Origin of the sequence: Candidatus Blochmannia ocreatus (genome assembly GCF_023585745.1) — a bacterium.
Taxonomy (GTDB): Bacteria; Pseudomonadota; Gammaproteobacteria; order Enterobacterales; family Enterobacteriaceae; genus Blochmanniella; species Blochmanniella ocreatus.
Genome location: NZ_CP097762.1, coordinates 685,354 through 707,916 on the forward strand (window position 1 = coordinate 685,354; position 22,563 = coordinate 707,916).

Sequence of the window (22,563 nt, forward strand, 5' to 3'; positions counted from 1 at the left end):
TTATATATGGTGTGTTCATTTTATGAAATTATTAGTTATTAGTCCTTCTTGGCTTGGAGATGCTGTGATGTCTCATAGTATGTATCGTTTGCTTGTAGCACGGTATGCTCCTAAATCTGTAAGAATAGATGTAGTAGCACCGACGTGGTGTAAAGATGTGCTTAATTATATGCCAGAAATTAATAAAACTTTTGTTTTACCTTATAGTCATGGGGACTTAGCATTATTGAAATGTTATAATTTTGGAAAACTTTTAAGATTTAAAAATTATCAGCAAGCTATAGTATTACCTGATTCATTGAAATCAGCTTTAATACCGTTCTTTGCAAAAATCCCACTTCGTACTGGGTGGCTTGGTGAATATAGATATGGTTTTTTAAATGATGTAAGGATATTAAATGTTCAATCATTTCCATTGATGATTCAACGTTACGCATCATTAGTATATAATAAAAATGTTGTGCGTAATTTTTGTGATTTACCTAGTCCATTACCTTATCCGTGTTTGGATATCAGCGAAACAGAAATTTCAAGTGTATTATGTAAATTTAATTTGCATGATCACAGAAAGCGTTTAATTGGTTTATGTCCAGGAACGGCATCTGGGTTATATAAAAGTTGGCCGCAGTGTTATTATGTAACACTAGCAATACAATTAATTTATCGCGGATACTATATAGTTATTTTAGGGGCATATCAAGATAATATAATTAGTAAATTTATTGATTGCAGCATATTAACAAATTTAGAAAAATATTATTTCAATCTGATTGGCAGAACATCAGTAAAAGAAGTTATTGCTATAATCGCTTCTTGTAAAGCAGTAGTCAGTAACGATTCTGGTTTAATGCATGTAGCTTCTGCGTTACAATGTCCTGTAGTAGGAATATATGGATTATTAAGTAACCCAAAATTCACGCCTCCCCTGTATAAACGATCTATTATATTACGTGATATTAGTGAGGATTATTATAATAAAAACTTATATGGAAGTAGCACTGATCATTATCATAGTAGTTTAATAAATATTAAACCTGATAGGGTATTAGAAGCATTAGGAATATTGTTAAGCTAAATTAATTATTTTTAAAATGGCAGTGATTTTATGAAAGTTTTAATTGTCAAACTTTCTTCTATGGGAGATATTATACATACTTTACCTGCTGTCACTGATGCAGCAAATTCTATACTAAATATAGAATTTGATTGGGTAGTAGAAGAGACTTTTTCTGAAATTCTTAGATGGCATCCTGCGGTATTTAAGGTGATTCCAGTCAATCTAAGGATGTGGATAAGGAATTTTTATCATTTTTCTTCATGGAAGCAATATTATTATTTTATTAGTAGGTTAACAAAAAAAGAATATGATATTGTTATTGATGCTCAGGGTTTATTAAAAACGTCTTTATTAATAACCCGTATTGCTCGTGGTGAAGTACATGGGATGGATTGTGAAAGTGTTCGGGAAACTATGAGTGTTTTTTTTTATCATAAAAAACATTTTATTGAAAAGAAACAACATTCTATTGAAAGAATTAGACAATTGTTTTCTTGTAGTTTAGGTTATTCAGTACCTCAAGCTATGGGGCAATATGGTTTGCGTTCTTTATTTTTACGAAAAAAAAATAATGTTCCTTATTTGATCTTTTTTCATTCTACTACTAAAGCGAAAAAACATTGGCCAGAGTTTTATTGGCATTTTATTATAAAATATGCTATATCTTCCGGATATCATATAAAATTACCTTTTTGGGGGAGATCAGAGGAATTACGAGTGCGGCGATTAGTAGCTTCTTACACTCATCAAACTACTATTTTGTCAAAATTAACATTACGAGATATTGCTGTTCAAATATCTGGTGCGACGGCAATTATATCAGTTGATACTGGATTAAGTCATTTAGCAGCAGTATTGGGTTGTCCCAATTTAACGTTATATGGCCCGACGGATCCTAAATTAATTGGGACATGTGGGAAAAATCAAGTTATTTTGCATTCTGCTACAAAAAAAATGGAAAATCTTTCCCCAGAAGAAGTGTGGGAGGTTTTTCAAAAAGTGTTAAATATGTGATATTATATATTTAATTGTAAAATACTTCAAGTTTTATAATAAAATTAACTGTAAATTTGACTGATATTAATGTGTTGCATGATTGTAGTAATTTAAAATTTGATAATTTATTTATATAATTTAGTGTATAAGATAGTGTATTAATTATATTAAATATTTTAAATTTATATTTAAAATAATGTTTTATATATTTTATATGTGCTAATGATAATTATATTTAATTAAGTATATTTAATGTTTAAAAATTTAATTTTTTGAAATTAATGCTCTTTTTATTTGTTATTAAACAACTAAGTAAAAAATTTTATAAATATTATTTGTATTATAATTAATTTTATATTAATGTATTTAATTTATAAAAATTAAATAATAATTAATTATTTGTGAATAGAAATATATTATATTTATATATAATTGATAAGATCGAGTTATAACTAGAATATTTAATAGATCTAAAAATTATTAAAATAAAATTATTAAATATAATCAAATATATTAAAATAGTATTTTAATATATTAATCACAGACATAAAAAATTTATTTATTTTTAATTAGTATACTGTATGTTTAGTAAAAACGTGAATTTTTATTAATATTAATAAATAATTATAATGTTTAAATTTTATATAAATTTTAATTTATGACATTATTGAATATATTTCAATATATATTAAAAGTATAAAAGATCATTTATTTGATGCATATATAAATAATTATATAAAGTATTTTATTTAATGTAATAATATTAAAATATAAATTTTTGGAATTGTTTTTTAGAAATATAATTTTGTATTTTACAATAAATTGTTTTTGCAATAAAATTTAATTTATTTTTATTATTAGAAACTATATATCTTATGTATATTAGATAATTATAATATAGAGAATAATATTTATTATAATGTATATTATTACTAATAACTGTGGTGTTATATTATTAATTAAGTTTTGAAGAAATAAAAGTTTTATTTTTTTTTAAAACTAAATACAAAATATATAAATTGATTGATTAATATTTAATAAAATTTAATTAGTTTTTATAAATATATTTTTAATAAATTATATTAGCGAATAAATTACATTTATTTATAGAATTTGCATTATTTTAAGCATACGAAAATATATAATTTATTGTTGTGTAGAATGCTATGTATACTATATATATAGTGATATATCGTGTTATTTTATATGTCATTCAACCATTAATTTGGATAAGTTTGCTATGGTATTGCATAAGATTTCCGTATTATCGTAAAAATTGGTTGGAGCGTTATGGATTTTTAAATAAGAAGCGTGTTAAACCTAATGGGATTATATTGCATGCTGTGTCTCTAGGAGAGACTCTAGCGGCTGTTCCTTTAGTAAAGATTTTACAAAAACATTACCCAGGAGTTAATATTACATTAACAGCAATGACTCCCACTGGAATAGAATTAGCTAAATCTATTTTTAAAAAAAATGTTATTTGCAGTTATTTACCGTATGATTTGCCTGGTTCTGTAAATCGATTTGTTTCTCGAGTTCAACCCAAATTAGTTATTGTTATGGAAACAGAATTGTGGCCGAATTTAATCAATATATTATATAAACGCGATATTCCTTTTATTATCGTTAATGCACGATTATCTTGTCGTTCTTTTAAAAGGTACAAAAAATGTGGTTATTTTATTTCATTGCTTATGAAACGTGTGACTTTAGTAGCTGCTCAAAATATAGAAAATGCTTCTCGATTTTTACAACTCGGTATGAAAAAGGATAGATTATTCATTACTGGTAATTTAAAGTTTGATATAGAAATATCGTATGATTTATTAAAGAAAATTTCGGTTTTAAAAAAAACTTGGGTTAAAACTCGTCGAGTATGGATAGCTGGCAGCACACATTCTGGGGAAGAAATTGTATTATTGCAAGCACATAAAATTCTTTTAAAGAGCTTTCCAGATTTATTATTGATTATTGCACCTAGACATCTGGAGCGTACCTTTAGTGTTAAAAGTATTACTGAATGTGCTGGTTTTTCTTATATTATGAGTAGTGATAAGATAGATCCATCAGCAGAAATTCAAGTGGTAATTAATGATGTTGTTGGTGAATTAATGTTATTGTATGGAATATCAGATATAGCATTTGTTGGCGGTAGCTTAGTACGGCATGGTGGGCATAATCCATTAGAACCAGCAGCGCATTCTATTCCTGTAATTATGGGTCCATATACTTTTAATTTTTATGATATTTGTATGAAATTACATGAATCGAATGGATTGATTACTATTTTTGACGATAAGTCTTTAGCAAGTGTCATTACTCAGTTATTAATTGATGGTCAGGCTCGTAGAAATTATGGAGATAGAGCATTTAAAGTATTAAAATGTAATCAAGGTGTTCTAAAAAATTTATTATATCTATTGAATCGTTATCTATTAGTTTAAATGTAATGTTATGTTAATGATATTAGTTGATTGATTTCGATAATATGTTTTTGTTATTTTTAATAGCTTAAATAAAATTAACGAATTTATTATATAAAATAGTTATTTTTTTAAATTTTACATATAAATTAATTGTGATATCAGATGAGTTATATAATGAACATTAAAATACACTGCTGTTATACAGCAGTTCAATACAAATAAGTATTATTTGTGATATATAATGTTAAACAGATATATATTGATATATCCTTTTCAGGATTTATATAATAAAGTATTATTAAGTTATATATTAAATAGTGTTGTGAAAAATTAATTTTTTATATATAGGTATTTATTTTTTATTGTCGCTATATAATATAGCGAACCTTGATATCAGTAATTATAGATAATTTTAGAATGTGTGCAGAGGGTATAAACATTATAATTTTGTAGGATTATAAGAGAATACTATATTGCGCAAATAATTTATTTATATGTTAGTTTATAAATTGAATTATGAATGTAATTTCGTTTATAAATCAAATATACTCTATAGTATAGAGATATCGTATTATGATCCTTAAAGCTATATATCCAGGAACTTTTGATCCGTTGACTTATGGTCATTTAGATATTATTACTAGAGCACGTAAAATTTTTAGCAAAATATTTTTAGCTGTGGCTGAAAATCCGCAGAAAAGACCTTTGTTTAGTTTGAAAGATCGTGTGATGCTTGCAGAAAAAGCTACATCTATATTTTCAAACGTTGTAGTATTTGGTTTTAATGATTTAACTATTAATATCATGCGCGAAAGACAAATAAAATTTATAATTCGTGGATTAAGAACAGTCGCTGATTTTGAGTATGAAAGACAATTAGTAAGTATTAATAATCATTTAAATAGTGAAATAGAAACTGTATTTATGATGTCTACAGGTATATGGGGAGGGTTATCTTCTAAATTGATAAAAGAAATAGCTCAGTGTGGAGGTGAGCTAAAAAATTTTATACCTGAAGTTATTTTGGAAAAAGTCTTAGAGAGACTAAAAAATGCACCTATTCATGCAGGTTAAGTTATTGTTTATGCAATGATTTTTTATCCAAGTTCTAATTTATTTGGATGTTTTTCGTTCCACATATAGAATATGTTTTCTTAAAATAGGGTCAAATTTTTTTAATTTTATTTTATCAGGGCTGTTACGTTTATTTTTTGTAGTACTATAAAAATGTCTATTATTAGATTCAGAAAACAAACGTATTATTTCTCTTTTTTCTTTCGCCATAATTTGATTGCTCTTTATATGTTATTTATTTTTAATGTGCGAATAAGATGATAAAAAATTTTCAATTCCTAATTTATCAATTAATCGCATAGCTTTGGTGGATATCTTTAATTTTAGAAAAGATTTTTTGCTTACTATCCAAAAACGATGCGTCTGAATATTTGGTGCAAACCAACGTTTGGTAGCATTCATTGCATGAGAACGTTTATGTCCTTTCATTGGTTTTTTTCCTGTAATTTGGCATGTGCGCATAATGTGTATTAAACCTGTTTGCGTTGGCAAAATACATACACAAATAAAAATTTTTATATTTGTGTATGTATTTTCTATGTTTTATTTTATGTTAATTATATTGATGTTTAAATTATTAATATTTAAGTTTTTAGGATACAATTGCAGTATATATCATTGTATTTCCGAAATTTTCATATGGATACATAGAATATAATACTATATAATTTATTCTTTGTGCACAAAGATCCTAAGGATATTATATGAGAGTTTATTTATATGCACAATATAATTATATCCTATATAGAATGTTTTTAGTAATTTTTACTATATTTGTTAATATGTTGATGCAAGATAGAAAAGAATAATTTTTAAAATTGTGTGATTGATATATAAAATAATATGGCGGGCTTAATTGATAAACATATCATATTAGGAATCAGCGGTGGTATAGCGGCATATAAAACGATAGATTTAGTTCGATATTTAAAAGAACAAGGTTCAGATGTTAAAGTAATTATGACTAAATCTGCAAAGAAGTTTGTAGCTCCGTTAAGTTTACAAACGATATCGCGTCATCCAGTGTTGGATAATTTTCTTAGTACTCAAACGGAAAGCAGTATGCCTCATATTGCATTAGGCAAATGGGCTGATTTAGTGTTAATAGCTCCAGCTACAGCTAATTTATTAGCTAGGTTAGCTGTTGGTTTGGCTAATGATTTATTATGTAGTTTATGTTTAGCTACAACAGCTCCTATTGCTGTTGCTCCTGCTATGAATCAACAGATGTATAAAGCTATTGCTACTCAAACAAATTTAAATACTTTAAGAGATAGAGGAGTATTGATTTGGGGGCCAGATTACGGGCATCAAGCATGTGATGATATTGGTTATGGGCGTATGATAGATCCTAAGGTACTTGTTGAGTATATAAATCATTATTTTTCTCACGATGATTCTTTAAATCATCTCAATATTATGATTACTGCTGGGCCTACGCATGAGGCTTTAGATCCAATTCGTTTTTTTACTAATTATAGTTCAGGGAAAATGGGTTTTGCTATTGCGCAAGCTGCTGCGGATAAGGGGGCTAAAGTCACTTTAATTACGGGTCCAGTTCATTTATCTACGCCTATCCGAGTTCGGCGTATTGATGTTATTTCTGCTTTAGATATGAAATCAGCAGTTATGCAAGAGATTAAAAATCAACATATTTTCATTGGTTGCGCGGCGGTATCAGATTATCGTATTTATCATTCTTCTTTGGAAAAAATTAAAAAAGATAAAGATATTTTAAAGTTAGTAATGGTTAAAAATCCTGATATTGTATCAGAGGTAGGTTCGTTAATTGAAAAGCGTCCTTATGTTGTTGGATTCGCTGCAGAAAGCAAAAATATACAACAGCATGCAAAAGATAAGCGTATTAGTAAGCATTTAGATTTAATTTGTGCTAACGATATTTCTTATTTAAATCAAGGTTTTAATAGTGATAATAATTCTTTATATTTATTTTGGAACAAAGGAAGTGTTATCTTACCTTTAAGAAAAAAAAGAGTATTAGCACAACAATTAATTAGAGAAATAATTAATCTTTATAATGAAAATAATTAATATTAAAATTATTGATAATCGTGTCTACAGTTATTTTTGTTGCCCCAAATATGCAACAGCAGGTTCTGCTGGGTTAGATTTACCTGCATGTTTAGATGATGATCTTGTTATTATTCCTGGGAAGGTATATTTAATTTCTACTGGTATTGCTGTGCATATTGCTGATTCTAGTATAGCTGGTATTGTTTTGCCTCGTTCTGGTTTGGGTCATAAACATGGTATTGTATTAGGAAATTTAGTAGGTTTAATTGATTCTGATTATCAAGGAGAATTAATGGTGTCTTTATGGAATCGTAGTGCGAAGGAATATATTATTACTCCTGGTAAGCGGATCGCGCAATTAGTCTTTATATCAATATTTCAGGTGAAATTTTCTATTGTTGAGTCGTTTTTATTACCTAGTGTGCGTGGAACCCGAGGTTTTGGTCATTCAATATAGAGATAACAGAGTGTTAAAAATAGTGATTTATATTTTTATACCCGGTTATTATTACTCGAAAGAGAAGAGATATTTTTCGTATATGTAGATTATTTTATATTTAATATCATTTAATATTTATAAAAAAATAAATTTGATGATTTTATTTTTATGAAATGTTTATACAGCAAAATATATGATTATTAAATCATATATACTAATATAGTATAAATATAAATTGGAATATAAATTAAATATTTACATATAATTTATATTAAATTGAATACTATTTATTTATGATTTTTTTTATTAAAATGATTAATGTTTTTTAGTATATGAATTGTTGTTATTATTTAATAATAATAGAATTTATTACAATTTGAATTGATTCTAGTAATTTATATTGATTTTAACTATATATTTTTATTGATATTTATTTTATCCTGATTAAGCTAACAAAGCATTAATTAATATTAGTGATTATTTATTTGAATAATTTAAGAATTTAAGTAATTTAATTTATTTTTTAATTTATATACTTGTATTGAAATAAAAAAATTAATCTATTTACAATAAAATTATATTTTACAGTTGTGTATTTTAATGCAAAGTAATATTTATTTGGTGAGTTTTAATATGTCAAATATTTATGATTTTTATTTAATAAAATAAAATCGTTTATTAAATTAACGTTTATTATGATGGAAGTTTAGCGTTGTTTGTTTAATGAAAATATTAATTTTAATTAATAGTATTATTTATTAGTTTTAAAGAAATTTGGGTATATTTATGGTTTATAGTATGACTGCTTTTTCAAAATATGAGGGTAAGTATACGTGGGGTAGTGTGACTTGGGAAATTTATTCTTTAAATCAACGCTACTTAGATATTCATATTAATTTACCTAAAAATTTTCATAATATATTATCAATAATTCGGAAAGAAATTAAGAATGTCCTTGTGAGAGGTAGATTAGAATGTACTGCTACAGTAAATATGAATGATGATTATAATCATAAAAATTTTTTTATTGATAAAAAATTAGTGCATCATTTGATTAAGTCTGCAAAATGGATAAAAACATTAGTGAATACGGGAGATATTGATCCGTTAAAAATTTTGTTTTGGCCAGGAGTAATTAATTATGAACATAATATTCTTGTAAAAGAGGATATATATCCTGAATTATTTATATCTTTTAAAGAGGCATTGAGTGGTTTGATAAAAGATAGAGAAAGAGAAGGTATTTGTTTAAAGAATGGAATTGCAGAGAGATTAAATTTAATTTCCAAGGAAATTAATAAAATTAGGCGATATATTCCTAGCGTATTAGATGATAAACGCAAGAAACTTTTGGAATATATGCAAGATGTTTGCGTTTATACTAATGCGATTAGATTAGAGCAAGAATTATTAATAATAGCTCAAAAAATTGATATTTCAGAAGAAGTTGATCGATTAATTAGTCATATTAAGGAAATGAATAATATTCTTTCATCACTGGGTCCAGTGGGTAGGCGTTTAGATTTTATGTCGCAGGAGTTATATAGAGAAGCTAATACATTAGCATCGAAATCTATAAACTCGTATATTATTCAATTAGCCGTTTCTGTAAAACTCTTGATTGAACAGATACGAGAACAAGCACAAAATATTGAATAGGAATAATATATAGTATTATTAATGTGGTTTATTTATAAAGAAGTGTTTTTCTACTTAAATATGATAAGTAATATGTATATTTTATAATAATATAGTTTAGTTTAACTTTTTAAAAGTATTTCCGGTATTTTGGATAAATAAATATCTATTCTAGGACGTAATACTATTACATTTAGTTTAAATAAATATTAATAAAATTATATCTATTTAAGCTATTGTATAGCTTCTATAATTTATTCTCTACAAAATTTTTAATACTCGATATTTTATATAAATATAGTTTATATTAGTAAAGTAATACTTTAAATTTAACAATACTATTATTAGTCTAATATATTTATAGTTACTAAATAATAGTATATTAAAATAAATATTTTGTTATTAAAAATAAATTCTTATTTAATAAATTAATAAAAATAAAAAAAAATTATTTTTATATAATATTTTATTTATATTTTTATATTTTTATATTTTAAAATATAAAAAAATATTTTTTTTTATAAAAAAAAATTACAAAAAAATATTTTTTTTATTAAAAAAAAAAAAATTAATTCATTTTTCTTTTTACTGCTGTGATATTTCAAAATTAAAAAAACTCCGATAGAATAAAACAATAATAATGTAAATTAAATATTAGAATATATTTATTGAATTAAAACATTTTTTGTTCATGAATATATAGATATTAGTTTAATATAGTCCTAATAATAATTTAGGAGGTGGATTACAAAAATTTATTGGATAAAATTATTGATTATCATCAAATGTAAAATATTTGATTAAAACTAATTTTTTAAATAAACAATATTAAAAATAGTTAATTTAATAATTTAAATTAGTGGTTCATACATACTGTGAAGTACAGTTTTTTTATTATTGATATAATGTAGAGATATATAACTATGAATAGATTAACAGATATTTCAAATATGGTGGAATCCTTATCTCGTATTTATCATCGTTTACGTAAAGAAATAAACGGTCAGTTAATTAATGAAGGTCTTTCTATGTCTAAAATGAAAATTTTGCACTTAATTACTACTGGTAAAACTAGCGCGACAGATATTAAAAATTATATGGGATTCTCTTCGAGAACTGTTGTAACAGTATTAGATGCGTTAGAAAAAGATGAAATGTTGCGCAGGCAACAAAGTTTTACAGACCGAAGAGTAAAATATGTTCATATTACAGAAAAAGGGCGAGATAAATTGCGTATCGCTAAGGATACACATAATATCATTTTAAATCGTATGTTTGCTCCTATATCTGATATGCAACTTCAAAATTTTAAGGAAATATGTAATTTGCTTGAAATGCGACAAAAAAATAATGAAACACGGCAAGATGTTACGTGATATAGATATTTATATGAAATAAATATCTAGAATATTTAGCAGATCCTGAGTACAATATAGGGATATTGCTTGAATTAATATGGCAATTTTTTGATGTTAAATTATTTTTTGTTTTTTAAATTTTAGGATCTGCTATAATATAAAATTGGAAGTTTGGTATTTATGTATTGCATCTATATATAAAATAGATAAATCTTTTAAGTAAGATAACTATTCTTGCAAGTTTAAATGTGCTTCATGTCAAGGAATGTAGGAATTTTGTGTGTTATATCTGCTCCTAGTGGGACAGGGAAATCTTCATTGATTTATAGTTTAATACGTGATAATCGAGTTCCTGATGGAACTAAATTATCTATTTCTTATACTACTCGCTTAAGAAGAGCTAGTGAGGTAGATGGGAGGGATTATTATTTTATTTCGAAAAAAAAATTTGAAAGCATGATTAAAAAAAAAATGTTATTTGAATATGCTCGGATTTTTAATCAGTACTATGGCACTGGCTTAGATTATGTTCAGTCTATGTTATATAATGGAATGCATGTAATATTAATTATAGATTGGAAAGGGGCTCGGCAAGTTCGCGAAAAAATATTAAATAATAATATTTATACTATTTTTATTTTACCGCCCTCAAAAGAGGAGTTAGCACGTAGATTGCGTAAAAGAGGGCAAGATTCAGAAAAGGTTATTGCTGTACGTATGAAACAAGCAATAAATGAAATAAGTCATTTTAAAGAATACGATTATATTGTTATAAATGATAATTTTGATGTTGCTTTAAGACATTTGCAAGCGATCATGTTAGCTGAACAATTAAAAATTGTATTGCAAAAAACAAGTTGTGCCGATTTACTTGACAGTTTGTTGGTATAATAAAAATGGAAACGGAGTATTTATCGAAATTGATAATTAATATCATTTAGTTTAGTATAATTAAAATGTACGATACAAGAAGAAGGAAGATATGGTGGATAATATTAGTGCTATACAGAGTTCTGTAGAAAGTGTCAATAATAAGTTTGATTTAATATTAGTGGCTGCTCGACGTGCTCGTCAAATGCAATTTGATGAAAAATCAGTGTTATCGGTAAAAAATAATTATAGTAAATACGCAGTTTTAGCGCTTAAGGAGCTTGAGGACAATATTTCAAAAAATAATTATTAATTTGTATTTATGCGTGAGGAATATAATAGAAAATTATTAGTTTTTATACTTTTTCTTTAAAAGTATATTTAATACAAGCAAAATGCATATTTTTGGGGTTTTTTACAAGATATCGATTAATAATATTTGATAAATTTAATAATAAAATTAGTTTGTGTATTTAATAGAATTAAATTATTAGACAATAATTTAATTAAAGGTTATATAAGTTTCCATGTAAATGCAGATATTATCTGTTAGAATAATAGATTCTACTTGTTTAGAATTTGTTGAGAGATTAAATATGATGGGTGTTGAACGAATTTTTTCTTTTATTCATGAAAATCGAATAAAATTTATTGATTTACGTTTTACTGATATCAGAGGTAAAGAACAACATATCACAATTCCTACATCGTATGTAAATAAAAATTTATTTAGTAACGGTAAAATATTTGATGGATCGGCTATTAAAGGTTGGAAACAAATTCATGAATCTGATATGGTGTTGATGCCAGATTGTAATAGCAATTTTATTGTTGATCCGTTTTATAAAGAACCTACAATAGTAATGCGTTGCGATATTTGTAACCCTTGTTCTTTAGAGAATTATGATAGAGATCCTAGATCTATAGCGAAGAAAGCGGAGAAATTTTTATATAATTCTGGTATCGCTGATCTTGCAATGTTTGGACCAGAACCGGAATTTTTTTTATTTGATGATATTCGATTTAAATCTTCAGTATCAAAGTCTTATGTAATAATTGATGATATAGAAGCATCTTGGAACAGTGGTAAGATATATAGCAATGGAAATAAGGGTCATCGTCTGCAAATTAAAAGCGGATATGCTGCAATTCCTCCAGTGGACTCATCACATAATTTACGTTCTTTTATGTCTATGATAATGGAAAAAATGGGATTAGTTGTAGAAACTCATCATCATGAAGTTGCAACTTCTGGTCAGAATGAGATAGCAATTCGTTTTAATACTCTTACAAAAAAAGCAGATGAGATACAAATATATAAATATATAGTACGTAATGTTGCGAACGATTTTGGAAAAACCGCTACTTTTATGCCTAAACCTATTTTAAATGATAATGGTTCTGGTATGCATTGTCATGTATCTTTGTTCCAAAATGGTATTAATTTATTTTCTGGAAATTCGTCACAACATTTATCAGATATCGCTTTATTTTATATTGGAGGTATCTTATATCATGCTAAGGCGTTAAATGCTATAACTAATCCTACTACAAATTCTTATAAGCGTTTAGTGCCAGGATATGAAGCTCCTGTGATGTTAACTTATTCAATGAGTAATCGTTCTAGCGCTGTTCGTATCCCATCGATTTCTAAAACATTAGATAAAGATGATAACAATAAGTCTTGTCGTATTGAGATTAGATTTCCCGATCCTGCTGCTAATCCTTATTTAGCTTTTTCTGCATTGCTTATGGCAGGATTAGATGGGATTTTTAATAAAATCCATCCTGGAGAACCAGTTAATAAAAATTTATATATTTCTTCTGCTGAAGAAATATTTTCAATGCCTCGTATGGCTTCATCTTTTGATGAAGCATTAATACATTTAGAAGCAAATTGCCAATTTTTAATGCGTGGTAATGTATTTACTAGAGAGTTTATTGATACGTATATTGCATTGTGTCGAGAAGATATTAGATTATTGAATATTACGCCTAATCCTATAGAGTTTGAATTGTATTATAATGTGTAGCATTAAAATTATCTGTTTTAGATAAAATATTATCTATTTATTGTTAAATATTAGAATAATAGTTTTATATGTTTTGTGTGGGTTTATTTAAGTAATTAATAAATTTTCATATATTTTAATAAAAGATTTTTATATGGTAGTTTAATGTATAACTATAATGCTACTCGTTTCTTTATGAGTGTCCCAAAAATTTATCGTTTATCTAATAATAAAAATATTATGGGGATAGAAGTGGCTTTTGTTGGTTATTCTAATAGTGGCAAATCTAGTGTTATAAATGCTTTGACTGGGAAAAAAAAATTAACTAAGGTTAGTAAGAATCCAGGCTGCACGAGATTTATTAATTTTTTTGAAGTACAATTAGGCGTATATTTAATTGATTTTCCTGGTTATGGTTACTCTAACGATAATACAATACAAAAAGATTATTGGAATCATGTAATATATGAATATTTAAAAAAAATCAGTGTAAAAGGATTAATTGTAGTTATAGATATTAGAAGGTCAATTAGAAGTTTAGATAAAAAAATTATTGAAAAAGCATTACTTATGAATATTCCTATTTTAGTTTTATTGAATAAATCAGATAAAATCTCTAAAAACACTTTGTGTATTATGTCAAAAAAAATAATAAAAGATTGTCAAAGTATTTTTAGTACAGATATTCAAGTTGAAATATTTTCTGCTGTTAAAAAATATGGAATATTTATTTTGCATAAAATTTTAAATAATTGGTTAAAATAATTATTTTTGCGCATGATATTATTATTACAATAAGCTTACATTATAAAGATTTTTATGAGATCGAGTCCAGATAGGTTTGTTTTAATGAGCTTGTTCCCAATTTTTTCCAATTCCAATATCTACCCTTAAAGGGACTTTAAGTACATAACATTCTTCCATTAATTTTTTGATTTTTTTTGTAAAAAAATCCACAATACTGTTTTGTACTTCAAATACTAATTCATCATGTACTTGCATGATGATTCTGGCTGGAATGTCATCTGTTTGCAACCAGTTATCAATAGATATCATAGCTTTTTTTATAATATCAGCTGCACTGCCTTGCATAGGAGCGTTAATAGCTGCCCTTTCCGCGCTTCTTTTTTGAGATATATTATTAGAATAGATATTTGGTAGATATAATTTTCTTCCATTTAAAGTATAAACATAACCGTATTTTTTTACGTGTTCTCGTATGTATTGCATATATTTCATAATACCAGGGTAACGTTTAAAGTAGCGATCTACATATTGTTGCGCTTCTTTACGTGTTACAGATAGTTGTTGTGCTAATCCAAAAGCGCTCATTCCGTAAATTAATCCAAAATTAATAGTTTTAGCTTTATGTCTTTGTTCGTTAGTGACTGATTGTAGAGTAGTTACAAATATTTCAGCAGCTGTTAGAGTATGGATATCTTTTTCAGAAAGAAAGTCATGTATTAATTTAATATCTTTAGATAAGTGAGCCATAATTCTTAGCTCTATTTGTGAATAATCTGCAGCTATAATTAAAAAATTTTTTGGAGCAATAAATGCTTGTCGTATTTTTCTACCTTCGTAATTCCTATTAGGAATATTTTGCAAATTAGGGTTATTAGAAGATAAACGTCCTGTAGAAGTTCTAGTTTGATTATATGAAGTATGTACTCTGTTTGAATGTTTATTAATCACATCGGTTAATTTATTGGTATAAGTAGATTTTAATTTAGATAAACTGCGATATTGCAGAATTATTTTTGGTATTGGATATTTTTTTGCTAGTATTTTTAATACCTCTTCATTAGTTGAAGGTGATCCATGAGGTGTTTTTTTTAAAATTGGTAGTTTTTGTTTGTTGTATAATATTTCCTGTAATTGTTTAGTAGAAGCTAAGTTAAAAGGTGTTCCAATTAATTTATATGCAGTTAATTTTAGTGTGTTAATTTTAGAATTTAGTTCTTCTGAGTGATTATGGAGTAATTGTTTATCAATTAGGACTCCGTAATTTTCTATACGCGATAGCACAGTTATTAAGGGTATTTCTATTGTTTTAAATATTTCTTTTAGTTTAGGGTTTTCTGATATTTTTATCCATAAAATATTATGTAATTTGGACATTGATTGGGTGAGTTGAATAGAATGTATAGATCTTAACTGTACATTCCCTAAATCTAATGTTTTTTTGTTTTTTTCGTAAAAATTATAATTTTCTTTAAAGTTTAAAATTGCGTTGAATGTATTTATATCTAAGAAGTTTTTTATATTTTTAAAATTAGCTGTACCGTATAGTACATATAATTCTAAAATTACATCAAATTCTATACCTAATAAATCAATGTTATATCGTTTAAATATAGAATGGCTAAATTTCAGATTTTGTCCAATTTTTTTTATTTTTGAATTTTCTAAAATAGGTTTAAGAATATTTAATGTTTTTTTGAGACATAAAAAATTATAATAATTTTTAGAGTAATCAGTTTGTATAGGAATAAATGCATTTTCTTTAGAGTCTATAGATAGACTAATACTAATAATATTAGCTGTAGAAGCATTAAAATTATCTGTATCTAAATTAAATGTAAAAATTTTAGCAACATTAATTTTTTTTATCCAATTAAATAGCATATCGGTATCATGTATTATTTTAATAGTTTTTTCTTGATAGAAATTTGTTAGTAATTTATTTTTTTGTAAATTTAATTTATTTTCTGAAAATTTAGTTGGTAGTGTAATATTATTTGCATAATTTTTATGAATTAACCATGTACCTGATTTTAAGTCTATTAACCATTTTTCAAATTCATATTTTTTAAATAAAGATAATAATATATCAATATTTGCTGTTTTAATGGATAATTGATAATCTGCTTCTTTTAATAGTATATTGGTATTAATAGTTGTTAATTTATAATATAAAAATAGTGCGTCTTTATTAATTTTTAATGCATTTTTTATTGTTTTAGTGTTACGTAGATTTAATGTATCAATTTTTTCTAGTTGTTCGTATATTGTCTTTAAGTTTCCTATTTTATTTAATAAAATTTGAGCAGTTTTTTTACCTATTTTAGGAATGCCAGGAATATTATCTGAGCGATCACCGATTAATGCTAAATAATCGGCCATTAGATTCGGAGGAATACCAAATTTTTTTTCTATTTCTGCAGGAGTAACAATATTATTTGATGCACTATTAATAATAGTGATTTGTGGAGATATAATTTGTGTTATGTCTTTATCTCCTGTACTAATTAATACATGATTTTTTTTTGATTTTTGCGCAAAAAACACAGACAATGTTCCTATTATATCGTCTGCTTCTATTCCAGGAATTTTAAGTATTTTTATACCCATAGCTTCTATTATTTGACATAAAGGATTCATTTGAATAGAAAGGTTTATAGGAGTTTTAGGACGATTAGCTTTATATTGTGCATATAAATCTTTTCGGAATGTTTTTTGTCCTATTGTGTCAAATATAACAGCCATTTGAATTGGTTTGTGTTTTTTTAAGAGACTGTTTATCATTTTTAGCACACCATATATTACCCATATTGGTTCTCCTAGACTATTAATTAACTGTGGGAAGGCGTAATATGCACGATATGCATAATAAGAACCGTCCACTAAGATTATTGGATTTTTTATATTTATTATAGTCATAACAATGTAAAAATTTTTAATTTGGTGGAATTAGGTGTTGCATTACAGCTTAATAAGCTATTTGGTGTATTTGTTTAAGTTTATTAAATATTAACATTAGCACACAAAAATATATATTGACAAATTTATTATTTATCACTCATAATAATGAGTCTTATGATTTCATGGTAATACATATTTATTATAATGACAGTAATTATTGCAGTATATGTTATTACAATCTTGTAGAGAATACATTTAATTATTTATTAAAGATAGAATATTCCATATAATGGAATATTATTTTTTCTCTATAAGTAAATTTAATAATTCACAGAATTGTTGAATATATGCATTTACCGATGATATATCTAATTTATCATTTTTTACCATATATTGTCCATTTATAAATATTGATGGTACTCCTTTTAAACAAAAGTCTATTGCTGCTTGTTCTTGATCTAAAATTAAAGATTTTACTAAAATACTATTCCAAGCAGTATCAAATTCTTCAGATTTTATACCAGATTTAATAAATATTGACCTAATATCTTCTGTGGTGCGAATAGATTGTTGTTTTTGTATTGCTTCAAATAATATAGGACTAATTTTAGTTTCTATGCCTAATGCGATTGCTACAGCCCATGCATGTGTTAATTGTTTTCCTAAATTTCCTAAAAAATTAACATGATATTTATAAAAATATATGTTTTTAGGCAATGTTTGTTGTATATGATTGGAGATATGATAAATTTGTTCAAATTGGTAACAATGCGTGCAGTAAAAAGAAAAAAATTCTAGTATTTTCGGTGCATTATGAACAGGTTTATTTAAACGAATGTATTGTCTTCCCTCAATTATTGATGAAGATATACTTTTGCATGAAAATATTAAAAAAATTATCATCATTATTAGATGTAATTTTTTCATATTCCCCCCTTAATAAACCATATTAAATTATAAATAGAACATAAATGTATTTTATTAGAAATATATTACTAAAATTGAATTTATTTTAATTTTGAATATTGGTAATTTTTGTTATTGAAATATATTTATATGTTTTAAAGTATATAGATTTTTTTATTATTTTTATCCTTTAAGAACTGTATCAATAAAAATAATTATATAATATTTATTTATTATGATAATAATGAAATGTTATGTTGGAATTTTATATTAATAAAAAATATTTATATATTTTTTATTATATGTTTAAGTATAAATTTATTTATATTATTTAGTGAGTTAACTTAATATATTGTTTCATTTAAAAATAAAAACTTTTATATGATTTATTTATATAAAGATATTATACAATCTATTTATTAGAGTTATTATTTTTGTTTTTATGGTTTAAAATGTTGAGTTTTTCCCAAATGCTATCGATATAGCAGCATATTGCACTACTCATATTTATTGGATCGCCCCATTTTCTGTTAGTTTCTCCTGGCCATTTATTTGTAGCATCTATACCTATCTTAGATCCTAATCCAGCAATAGGACTAGCAAAATCGAGATAATCAATCGGTGTGTTTTTAACGATCGTAGTATCACGATCTGGGTCTACTCGTGTAGTTATAGCCCATATTACATCATTCCAATTTCTTGCATCAATATCATCATCACATACAATAATAAATTTAGTGTAAATAAATTGCTCTATGAACGACCATACTCCAAAGATTATACGTTTTGCATGTCCAATATATTGTTTTTTTATAGTGACAATAGCTAATCTATATGAACATCCCTCTGGAGGTAAATAAAAATCTGTGATTTCTGGAAATTGTTTTTGTATTATAGGAATAAATATTTCATTCATTGCAATACTAAGCATTGCGGGTTCATCTATGGGTTTACCAGTATATGTAGAATGATAAATTGGGTTATTTCTTCGAGTTATATGAGTAATAGTGCAAATTGGAAATTTATTAGTAGTATTGTAATATCCTGTATGGTCTCCAAAAGGACCTTCTGTCGCAAGGATATTACGTTCTAAATATCCTTCTAATATAATTTCAGAGTTTGCTGGAATCTCTAAGTTACATGAGATACATTTAGTAACTTCTGTTTTTCGTCCTCTTAATAGACCGGAAAAAGCATATTCTGATAATGTATTAGGAATAGGCACTACTGCGCCTAGTAAAGTAGCGGGATCAGCACCTAATGCTACAGTAATTGGAAATCTTTTTTCTGAAGTATTTTCTGCCCATGATTTAAAATCTAAAGCACCCCCACGATTAGATAACCATCTAATAATAATTTTATTTTTTGATAATACTTGTTGACGATAGATGCCCAGGTTTTGCCTTTTACTATGTGGTCCACGAGTTATAGTGATTCCCCAAGTTATTAATGGAGATATATCCCCAGGCCAACAGCGCATTATTGGCATATGTGTGATATCTACATCTGTATCATAGTAAATATTTTCCTGACATGGAGCAAAACTTACTTGTTTAGTAGGCATATGTAATATATGCCGAAAATTAGGTACATTAGAAAAAAAATCTTGTATATTTGTTGGTAATTCTGGATATCTTAAAAATGCAAGTAATTTCCCAATATCTCGTAGTGCCATAACGTTTTTTTTTCCCATACTTAGAGCAATTCTATTAAGTGTGCCGAATAAATTACAAAGTACAGGCATTGAATATCCTTTAGGATTGTTGAAGAATAGTGCAGGTCCATTTGATTTAATAGTACGATGGGAAATTTCTGTCATTTCTAGATTCGGATCAATAGGAATGTCGATACGTTTTAATTCACCGTGATGTTCTAAAATTTTAATAAATTCGCGCAAATCATTATATTTCATAGTTCAAATTTATTTACAGATTAATTATTTGATAATTAATTTTTCTTATTAAATTAATTGTCGAGTAGTATATAATATCATTTTTAATAAAAAATTTATTAATTATTTTTTTGTATATTTTAATTTTATATGAAAATATAATATTAATTTACAATTTTATTGATTTTGTATCATTTTATTTTTAAATGCGTCTCCATCCTACAGTCCATATGTATATCCCTATGATAAATAGGAAAATAGAAAAGTTTTTAAAATATTTATCTTTTGTATATAAAAAGATGCTACTTATTATAATAAGTATTGTTCCAATACTAAATAAGAACACAGCTCGGTGATGATTAGTACGTTGTTTTATTAATTTTGTTATTAATTTTTCTATTTTTTGTTGTAGAAAAAAAGAGTGTTTAAATTCATGACCTAATATATTAGGTAATTCTATAGTTTTATTGATCAAATAAGGTATTTTATTTTTAATGCTACACATGATTGTTGAAAATTTTAATTGGTCTTGTATCCATTTTTCGAAAAATGGTTGCGCTGATATCCAAAGATTTAAATGAGGATATATTTCTCTAATTATTCCTTCAATATATAGCAGAGTTTTTTGTAATAAGATTAATTGTGGTTGCGCCTCCATATTAAAATATCTTGCAGTATTAAATAAATAAAATAGTATTTTACTAAAAGGGATGTTTTTTAATGGTTGTGTAAAAATTGGTTCGAATACTGTTCTAAGTGCACCTTCAAAATCTTCAATGTTAGTATTCGTTGGTATCCATCCGGAATCTAGGTGTAATTCGGCAATTTTACGGTAGTCTTGTTTTAAAAATGCAATGAAATTAGCTGCTAAGTAATATTTGTCTTTTTTATTTAATGATCCAACAATTCCACAATCTATAGTAATGTACTTTGGATTATTTGGATACTTACAGCTAATAAAAATATTTCCGGGGTGCATATCTCCGTGAAAAAAACTATCTCTAAATACTTGTGTAAAAAATATTTCTATTCCGCGTTTTGCTAATAATTTCATATTAGTTTTTTTTCTTTTTAATGTGACTATATCATATATCGGTATTCCATAAATACGCTCCATTACCATGACATTTTTGCTACATAAATTTACATATACTTTTGGTATATATAGTATTTTACTATTTTTAAAGTTTCTTCTTAATTGTAGAGTGTTTGCAGTTTCTTTTAATAAATTAAGTTCATTGAAGAGGGTTTTTTCGTATTCCTTAAGAATTTCTGAAAATTTAAATTTTCTTCCTTCTGGAAGAAATTTATAAACCCAATATGATAATTTATGCATTAAATATAAATCTGATTTTATAATTGGTACAAGACCTGGTCGAATAACTTTAATTACTATATCTTTGTTGTTTTTTTTTAATTTTGCAGAATGTACTTGTGAGATAGATGCAGAGGCTAATGGTGTTTCTTGAAAATTTTTAAAGTATGTATCTAATGGGTGTCCAATAGCACGTTCTATATATGTTTTAGCAATCATGCTGTCAAAAGGTTTTACATGATCTTGTAGAATTGCTAATTGATCTGCAATAGAATCTGAAAAAATATCACGACGCGTAGCTAGCATTTGTCCAAATTTAACCCATATAGGCCCTAATGTTTGTAATGCTAAACGTAATCTATTTTCTAAAGTTAGATGTGTATGTTTGTTAAAAATCCGTAATAAAAATCTGTTTTTTATTTTAAACAGGAAAATTAACCGATGATCTGGAATAAAATCGCTTAATCCATAATGTAGTATTATTTTTATTATATAATAGAGTCGGTATATTTCAGTAAAAACCATTATTTTTCCTGTAATTTTACATAAGGTATAAATATACTTTATTTTATTTTTAAATAATAGTTTTTATAAAATTATGATGTTTTCAAGCAGTTTTAAAAATAACTTTTTAAAACATTATTATATTTTATATAATGATTTTAAAAATATTATGTTGTATATTTAATTAAATCTTAATGCTTATTTTAGTATAATTTTTTTTATTTTAAAGTAAACGTCTTAATATTCTAAGATTAGATTTTTTTATAAATAATAATTATTTGATATTATGCTTTATATAAATAATCATTTTAATATTTACTATATGTAATATATTACTAGTGTTGGGTATTATGATTTCTCAAAAATTAATATTTAATTTATTAGTGACAACGTTA

18 protein-coding genes are annotated in these 22,563 nt (G+C 25.5%); 12 read left to right on the plus strand and 6 right to left on the minus strand.

The genetic code is table 11. The features are described from left to right. The first annotated feature begins 22 nt into the window (after window positions 1-22). The 4 genes from waaF to coaD all read left to right on the plus strand — a co-directional run bounded on the left by waaF (window position 23) and on the right by coaD (window position 5,556). Window positions 23-1,075 (plus strand): lipopolysaccharide heptosyltransferase II, encoded by a 1,053-nt coding sequence (gene waaF, locus M9405_RS02980; protein WP_250223205.1) that lies wholly within the window; start codon window positions 23-25, stop codon window positions 1,073-1,075. 30 nt (window positions 1,076-1,105) lie between these two features. Continuing rightward, window positions 1,106-2,071 (plus strand): lipopolysaccharide heptosyltransferase I, encoded by a 966-nt coding sequence (waaC, locus tag M9405_RS02985; protein WP_250223206.1) that lies wholly within the window; start codon window positions 1,106-1,108, stop codon window positions 2,069-2,071. Between the two features lie 1,148 nt (window positions 2,072-3,219). Further along, complete coding sequence (waaA, locus tag M9405_RS02990) at window positions 3,220-4,500, plus strand: lipid IV(A) 3-deoxy-D-manno-octulosonic acid transferase (protein WP_250223207.1); 1,281 nt, start codon at window positions 3,220-3,222, stop codon at window positions 4,498-4,500. A 555-nt stretch (window positions 4,501-5,055) separates the two neighbouring features. Further along, window positions 5,056-5,556, plus strand: a complete 501-nt coding sequence (gene coaD / locus M9405_RS02995) for a pantetheine-phosphate adenylyltransferase (RefSeq protein ID WP_250223208.1) — start codon at window positions 5,056-5,058, stop codon at window positions 5,554-5,556. A 39-nt stretch (window positions 5,557-5,595) separates the two neighbouring features. On the opposite strand, the gene rpmG is transcribed toward coaD, so the two are convergent. Both rpmG and rpmB read right to left on the minus strand, forming a co-directional pair. Further along, window positions 5,596-5,766 carry a 50S ribosomal protein L33 gene (rpmG, locus tag M9405_RS03000; protein ID WP_250223209.1) on the minus strand — a complete coding sequence of 57 codons (171 nt, stop codon included), beginning with the start codon at window positions 5,764-5,766 and terminating at the stop codon, window positions 5,596-5,598. Window positions 5,767-5,787: 21 nt separating this feature from the next. After that, window positions 5,788-6,018, minus strand: a complete 231-nt coding sequence (gene rpmB, locus M9405_RS03005) for a 50S ribosomal protein L28 (RefSeq protein ID WP_423775036.1) — start codon at window positions 6,016-6,018, stop codon at window positions 5,788-5,790. Between the two features lie 381 nt (window positions 6,019-6,399). On the opposite strand from rpmB, the gene coaBC reads away from it, so the two are divergent. From coaBC to yihA, 8 genes are all read left to right on the plus strand, one after another. Next, complete coding sequence (gene coaBC, locus M9405_RS03010) at window positions 6,400-7,608, plus strand: bifunctional phosphopantothenoylcysteine decarboxylase/phosphopantothenate--cysteine ligase CoaBC (protein WP_250223210.1); 1,209 nt, start codon at window positions 6,400-6,402, stop codon at window positions 7,606-7,608. Continuing rightward, window positions 7,592-8,047 carry a dUTP diphosphatase gene (gene dut / locus M9405_RS03015; RefSeq protein WP_250223569.1) on the plus strand — a complete coding sequence of 152 codons (456 nt, stop codon included), beginning with the start codon at window positions 7,592-7,594 and terminating at the stop codon, window positions 8,045-8,047. The genes coaBC and dut overlap by 17 nt, the downstream gene beginning before the upstream one ends. Window positions 8,048-8,815: 768 nt before the next feature. Then, a complete protein-coding gene (locus tag M9405_RS03020; protein ID WP_250223211.1) occupies window positions 8,816-9,688 on the plus strand; it encodes a YicC/YloC family endoribonuclease in 873 nt (290 codons plus the stop codon). A 902-nt stretch (window positions 9,689-10,590) separates the two neighbouring features. Then, window positions 10,591-11,043 (plus strand): MarR family winged helix-turn-helix transcriptional regulator, encoded by a 453-nt coding sequence (locus tag M9405_RS03025; protein WP_250223212.1) that lies wholly within the window; start codon window positions 10,591-10,593, stop codon window positions 11,041-11,043. A gap of 237 nt (window positions 11,044-11,280) precedes the next feature. Next, window positions 11,281-11,916, plus strand: coding sequence for a guanylate kinase (gene gmk / locus M9405_RS03030; protein WP_250223213.1), 636 nt, complete (start codon window positions 11,281-11,283; stop codon window positions 11,914-11,916). 91 nt (window positions 11,917-12,007) lie between these two features. Then, complete coding sequence (gene rpoZ, locus M9405_RS03035) at window positions 12,008-12,208, plus strand: DNA-directed RNA polymerase subunit omega (RefSeq protein WP_423775037.1); 201 nt, start codon at window positions 12,008-12,010, stop codon at window positions 12,206-12,208. 286 nt (window positions 12,209-12,494) lie between these two features. Next, the gene (gene glnA / locus M9405_RS03040; protein ID WP_250223571.1) at window positions 12,495-13,928 is read left to right on the plus strand and encodes a type I glutamate--ammonia ligase; all 1,434 of its coding nucleotides are present in this window, start codon (window positions 12,495-12,497) and stop codon (window positions 13,926-13,928) included. 144 nt (window positions 13,929-14,072) lie between these two features. Next, complete coding sequence (gene yihA, locus M9405_RS03045) at window positions 14,073-14,672, plus strand: ribosome biogenesis GTP-binding protein YihA/YsxC (protein ID WP_250223214.1); 600 nt, start codon at window positions 14,073-14,075, stop codon at window positions 14,670-14,672. A gap of 81 nt (window positions 14,673-14,753) precedes the next feature. Here yihA and polA read toward each other — a convergent pair whose 3' ends face one another. From polA to ubiB, 4 genes are all read right to left on the minus strand, one after another. Further along, the gene (polA, locus tag M9405_RS03050; RefSeq protein WP_250223215.1) at window positions 14,754-17,570 is read right to left on the minus strand and encodes a DNA polymerase I; all 2,817 of its coding nucleotides are present in this window, start codon (window positions 17,568-17,570) and stop codon (window positions 14,754-14,756) included. A gap of 279 nt (window positions 17,571-17,849) precedes the next feature. Continuing rightward, window positions 17,850-18,479: a thiol:disulfide interchange protein DsbA gene (gene dsbA, locus M9405_RS03055; protein WP_250223216.1), complete on the minus strand. Its 630-nt coding sequence runs from the start codon at window positions 18,477-18,479 to the stop codon at window positions 17,850-17,852. Window positions 18,480-18,870: 391 nt separating this feature from the next. Further along, a complete protein-coding gene (ubiD, locus tag M9405_RS03060; RefSeq protein WP_250223217.1) occupies window positions 18,871-20,370 on the minus strand; it encodes a 4-hydroxy-3-polyprenylbenzoate decarboxylase in 1,500 nt (499 codons plus the stop codon). 181 nt (window positions 20,371-20,551) lie between these two features. After that, window positions 20,552-22,189 (minus strand): ubiquinone biosynthesis regulatory protein kinase UbiB, encoded by a 1,638-nt coding sequence (gene ubiB, locus M9405_RS03065; RefSeq protein ID WP_250223218.1) that lies wholly within the window; start codon window positions 22,187-22,189, stop codon window positions 20,552-20,554. Between the last annotated feature and the right edge of the window lie 374 nt (window positions 22,190-22,563).

What these genes read in the sequence shown, in the direction of transcription:
- M9405_RS03025 (WP_250223212.1), top strand. Translation starts at nt 10,591, where the DNA reads ATGAATAGATTAACAGATATTTCAAATATGGTGGAATCCTTATCTCGT.
- M9405_RS03020 (WP_250223211.1), top strand. Translation starts at nt 8,816, where the DNA reads ATGGTTTATAGTATGACTGCTTTTTCAAAATATGAGGGTAAGTATACG.
- rpoZ (WP_423775037.1), top strand. Translation starts at nt 12,008, where the DNA reads ATGGTGGATAATATTAGTGCTATACAGAGTTCTGTAGAAAGTGTCAAT.
- yihA (WP_250223214.1), top strand. Translation starts at nt 14,073, where the DNA reads ATGTATAACTATAATGCTACTCGTTTCTTTATGAGTGTCCCAAAAATT.
- glnA (WP_250223571.1), top strand. Translation starts at nt 12,495, where the DNA reads ATGGGTGTTGAACGAATTTTTTCTTTTATTCATGAAAATCGAATAAAA.
- waaC (WP_250223206.1), top strand. Translation starts at nt 1,106, where the DNA reads ATGAAAGTTTTAATTGTCAAACTTTCTTCTATGGGAGATATTATACAT.
- ubiB (WP_250223218.1), bottom strand. Translation starts at nt 22,189, where the DNA reads ATGGTTTTTACTGAAATATACCGACTCTATTATATAATAAAAATAATA.
- waaF (WP_250223205.1), top strand. Translation starts at nt 23, where the DNA reads ATGAAATTATTAGTTATTAGTCCTTCTTGGCTTGGAGATGCTGTGATG.
- rpmG (WP_250223209.1), bottom strand. Translation starts at nt 5,766, where the DNA reads ATGGCGAAAGAAAAAAGAGAAATAATACGTTTGTTTTCTGAATCTAAT.
- waaA (WP_250223207.1), top strand. Translation starts at nt 3,220, where the DNA reads ATGTATACTATATATATAGTGATATATCGTGTTATTTTATATGTCATT.
- coaD (WP_250223208.1), top strand. Translation starts at nt 5,056, where the DNA reads ATGATCCTTAAAGCTATATATCCAGGAACTTTTGATCCGTTGACTTAT.
- gmk (WP_250223213.1), top strand. Translation starts at nt 11,281, where the DNA reads ATGTCAAGGAATGTAGGAATTTTGTGTGTTATATCTGCTCCTAGTGGG.
- dsbA (WP_250223216.1), bottom strand. Translation starts at nt 18,479, where the DNA reads ATGAAAAAATTACATCTAATAATGATGATAATTTTTTTAATATTTTCA.
- coaBC (WP_250223210.1), top strand. Translation starts at nt 6,400, where the DNA reads ATGGCGGGCTTAATTGATAAACATATCATATTAGGAATCAGCGGTGGT.
- ubiD (WP_250223217.1), bottom strand. Translation starts at nt 20,370, where the DNA reads ATGAAATATAATGATTTGCGCGAATTTATTAAAATTTTAGAACATCAC.
- rpmB (WP_423775036.1), bottom strand. Translation starts at nt 6,018, where the DNA reads ATGCGCACATGCCAAATTACAGGAAAAAAACCAATGAAAGGACATAAA.
- polA (WP_250223215.1), bottom strand. Translation starts at nt 17,570, where the DNA reads ATGACTATAATAAATATAAAAAATCCAATAATCTTAGTGGACGGTTCT.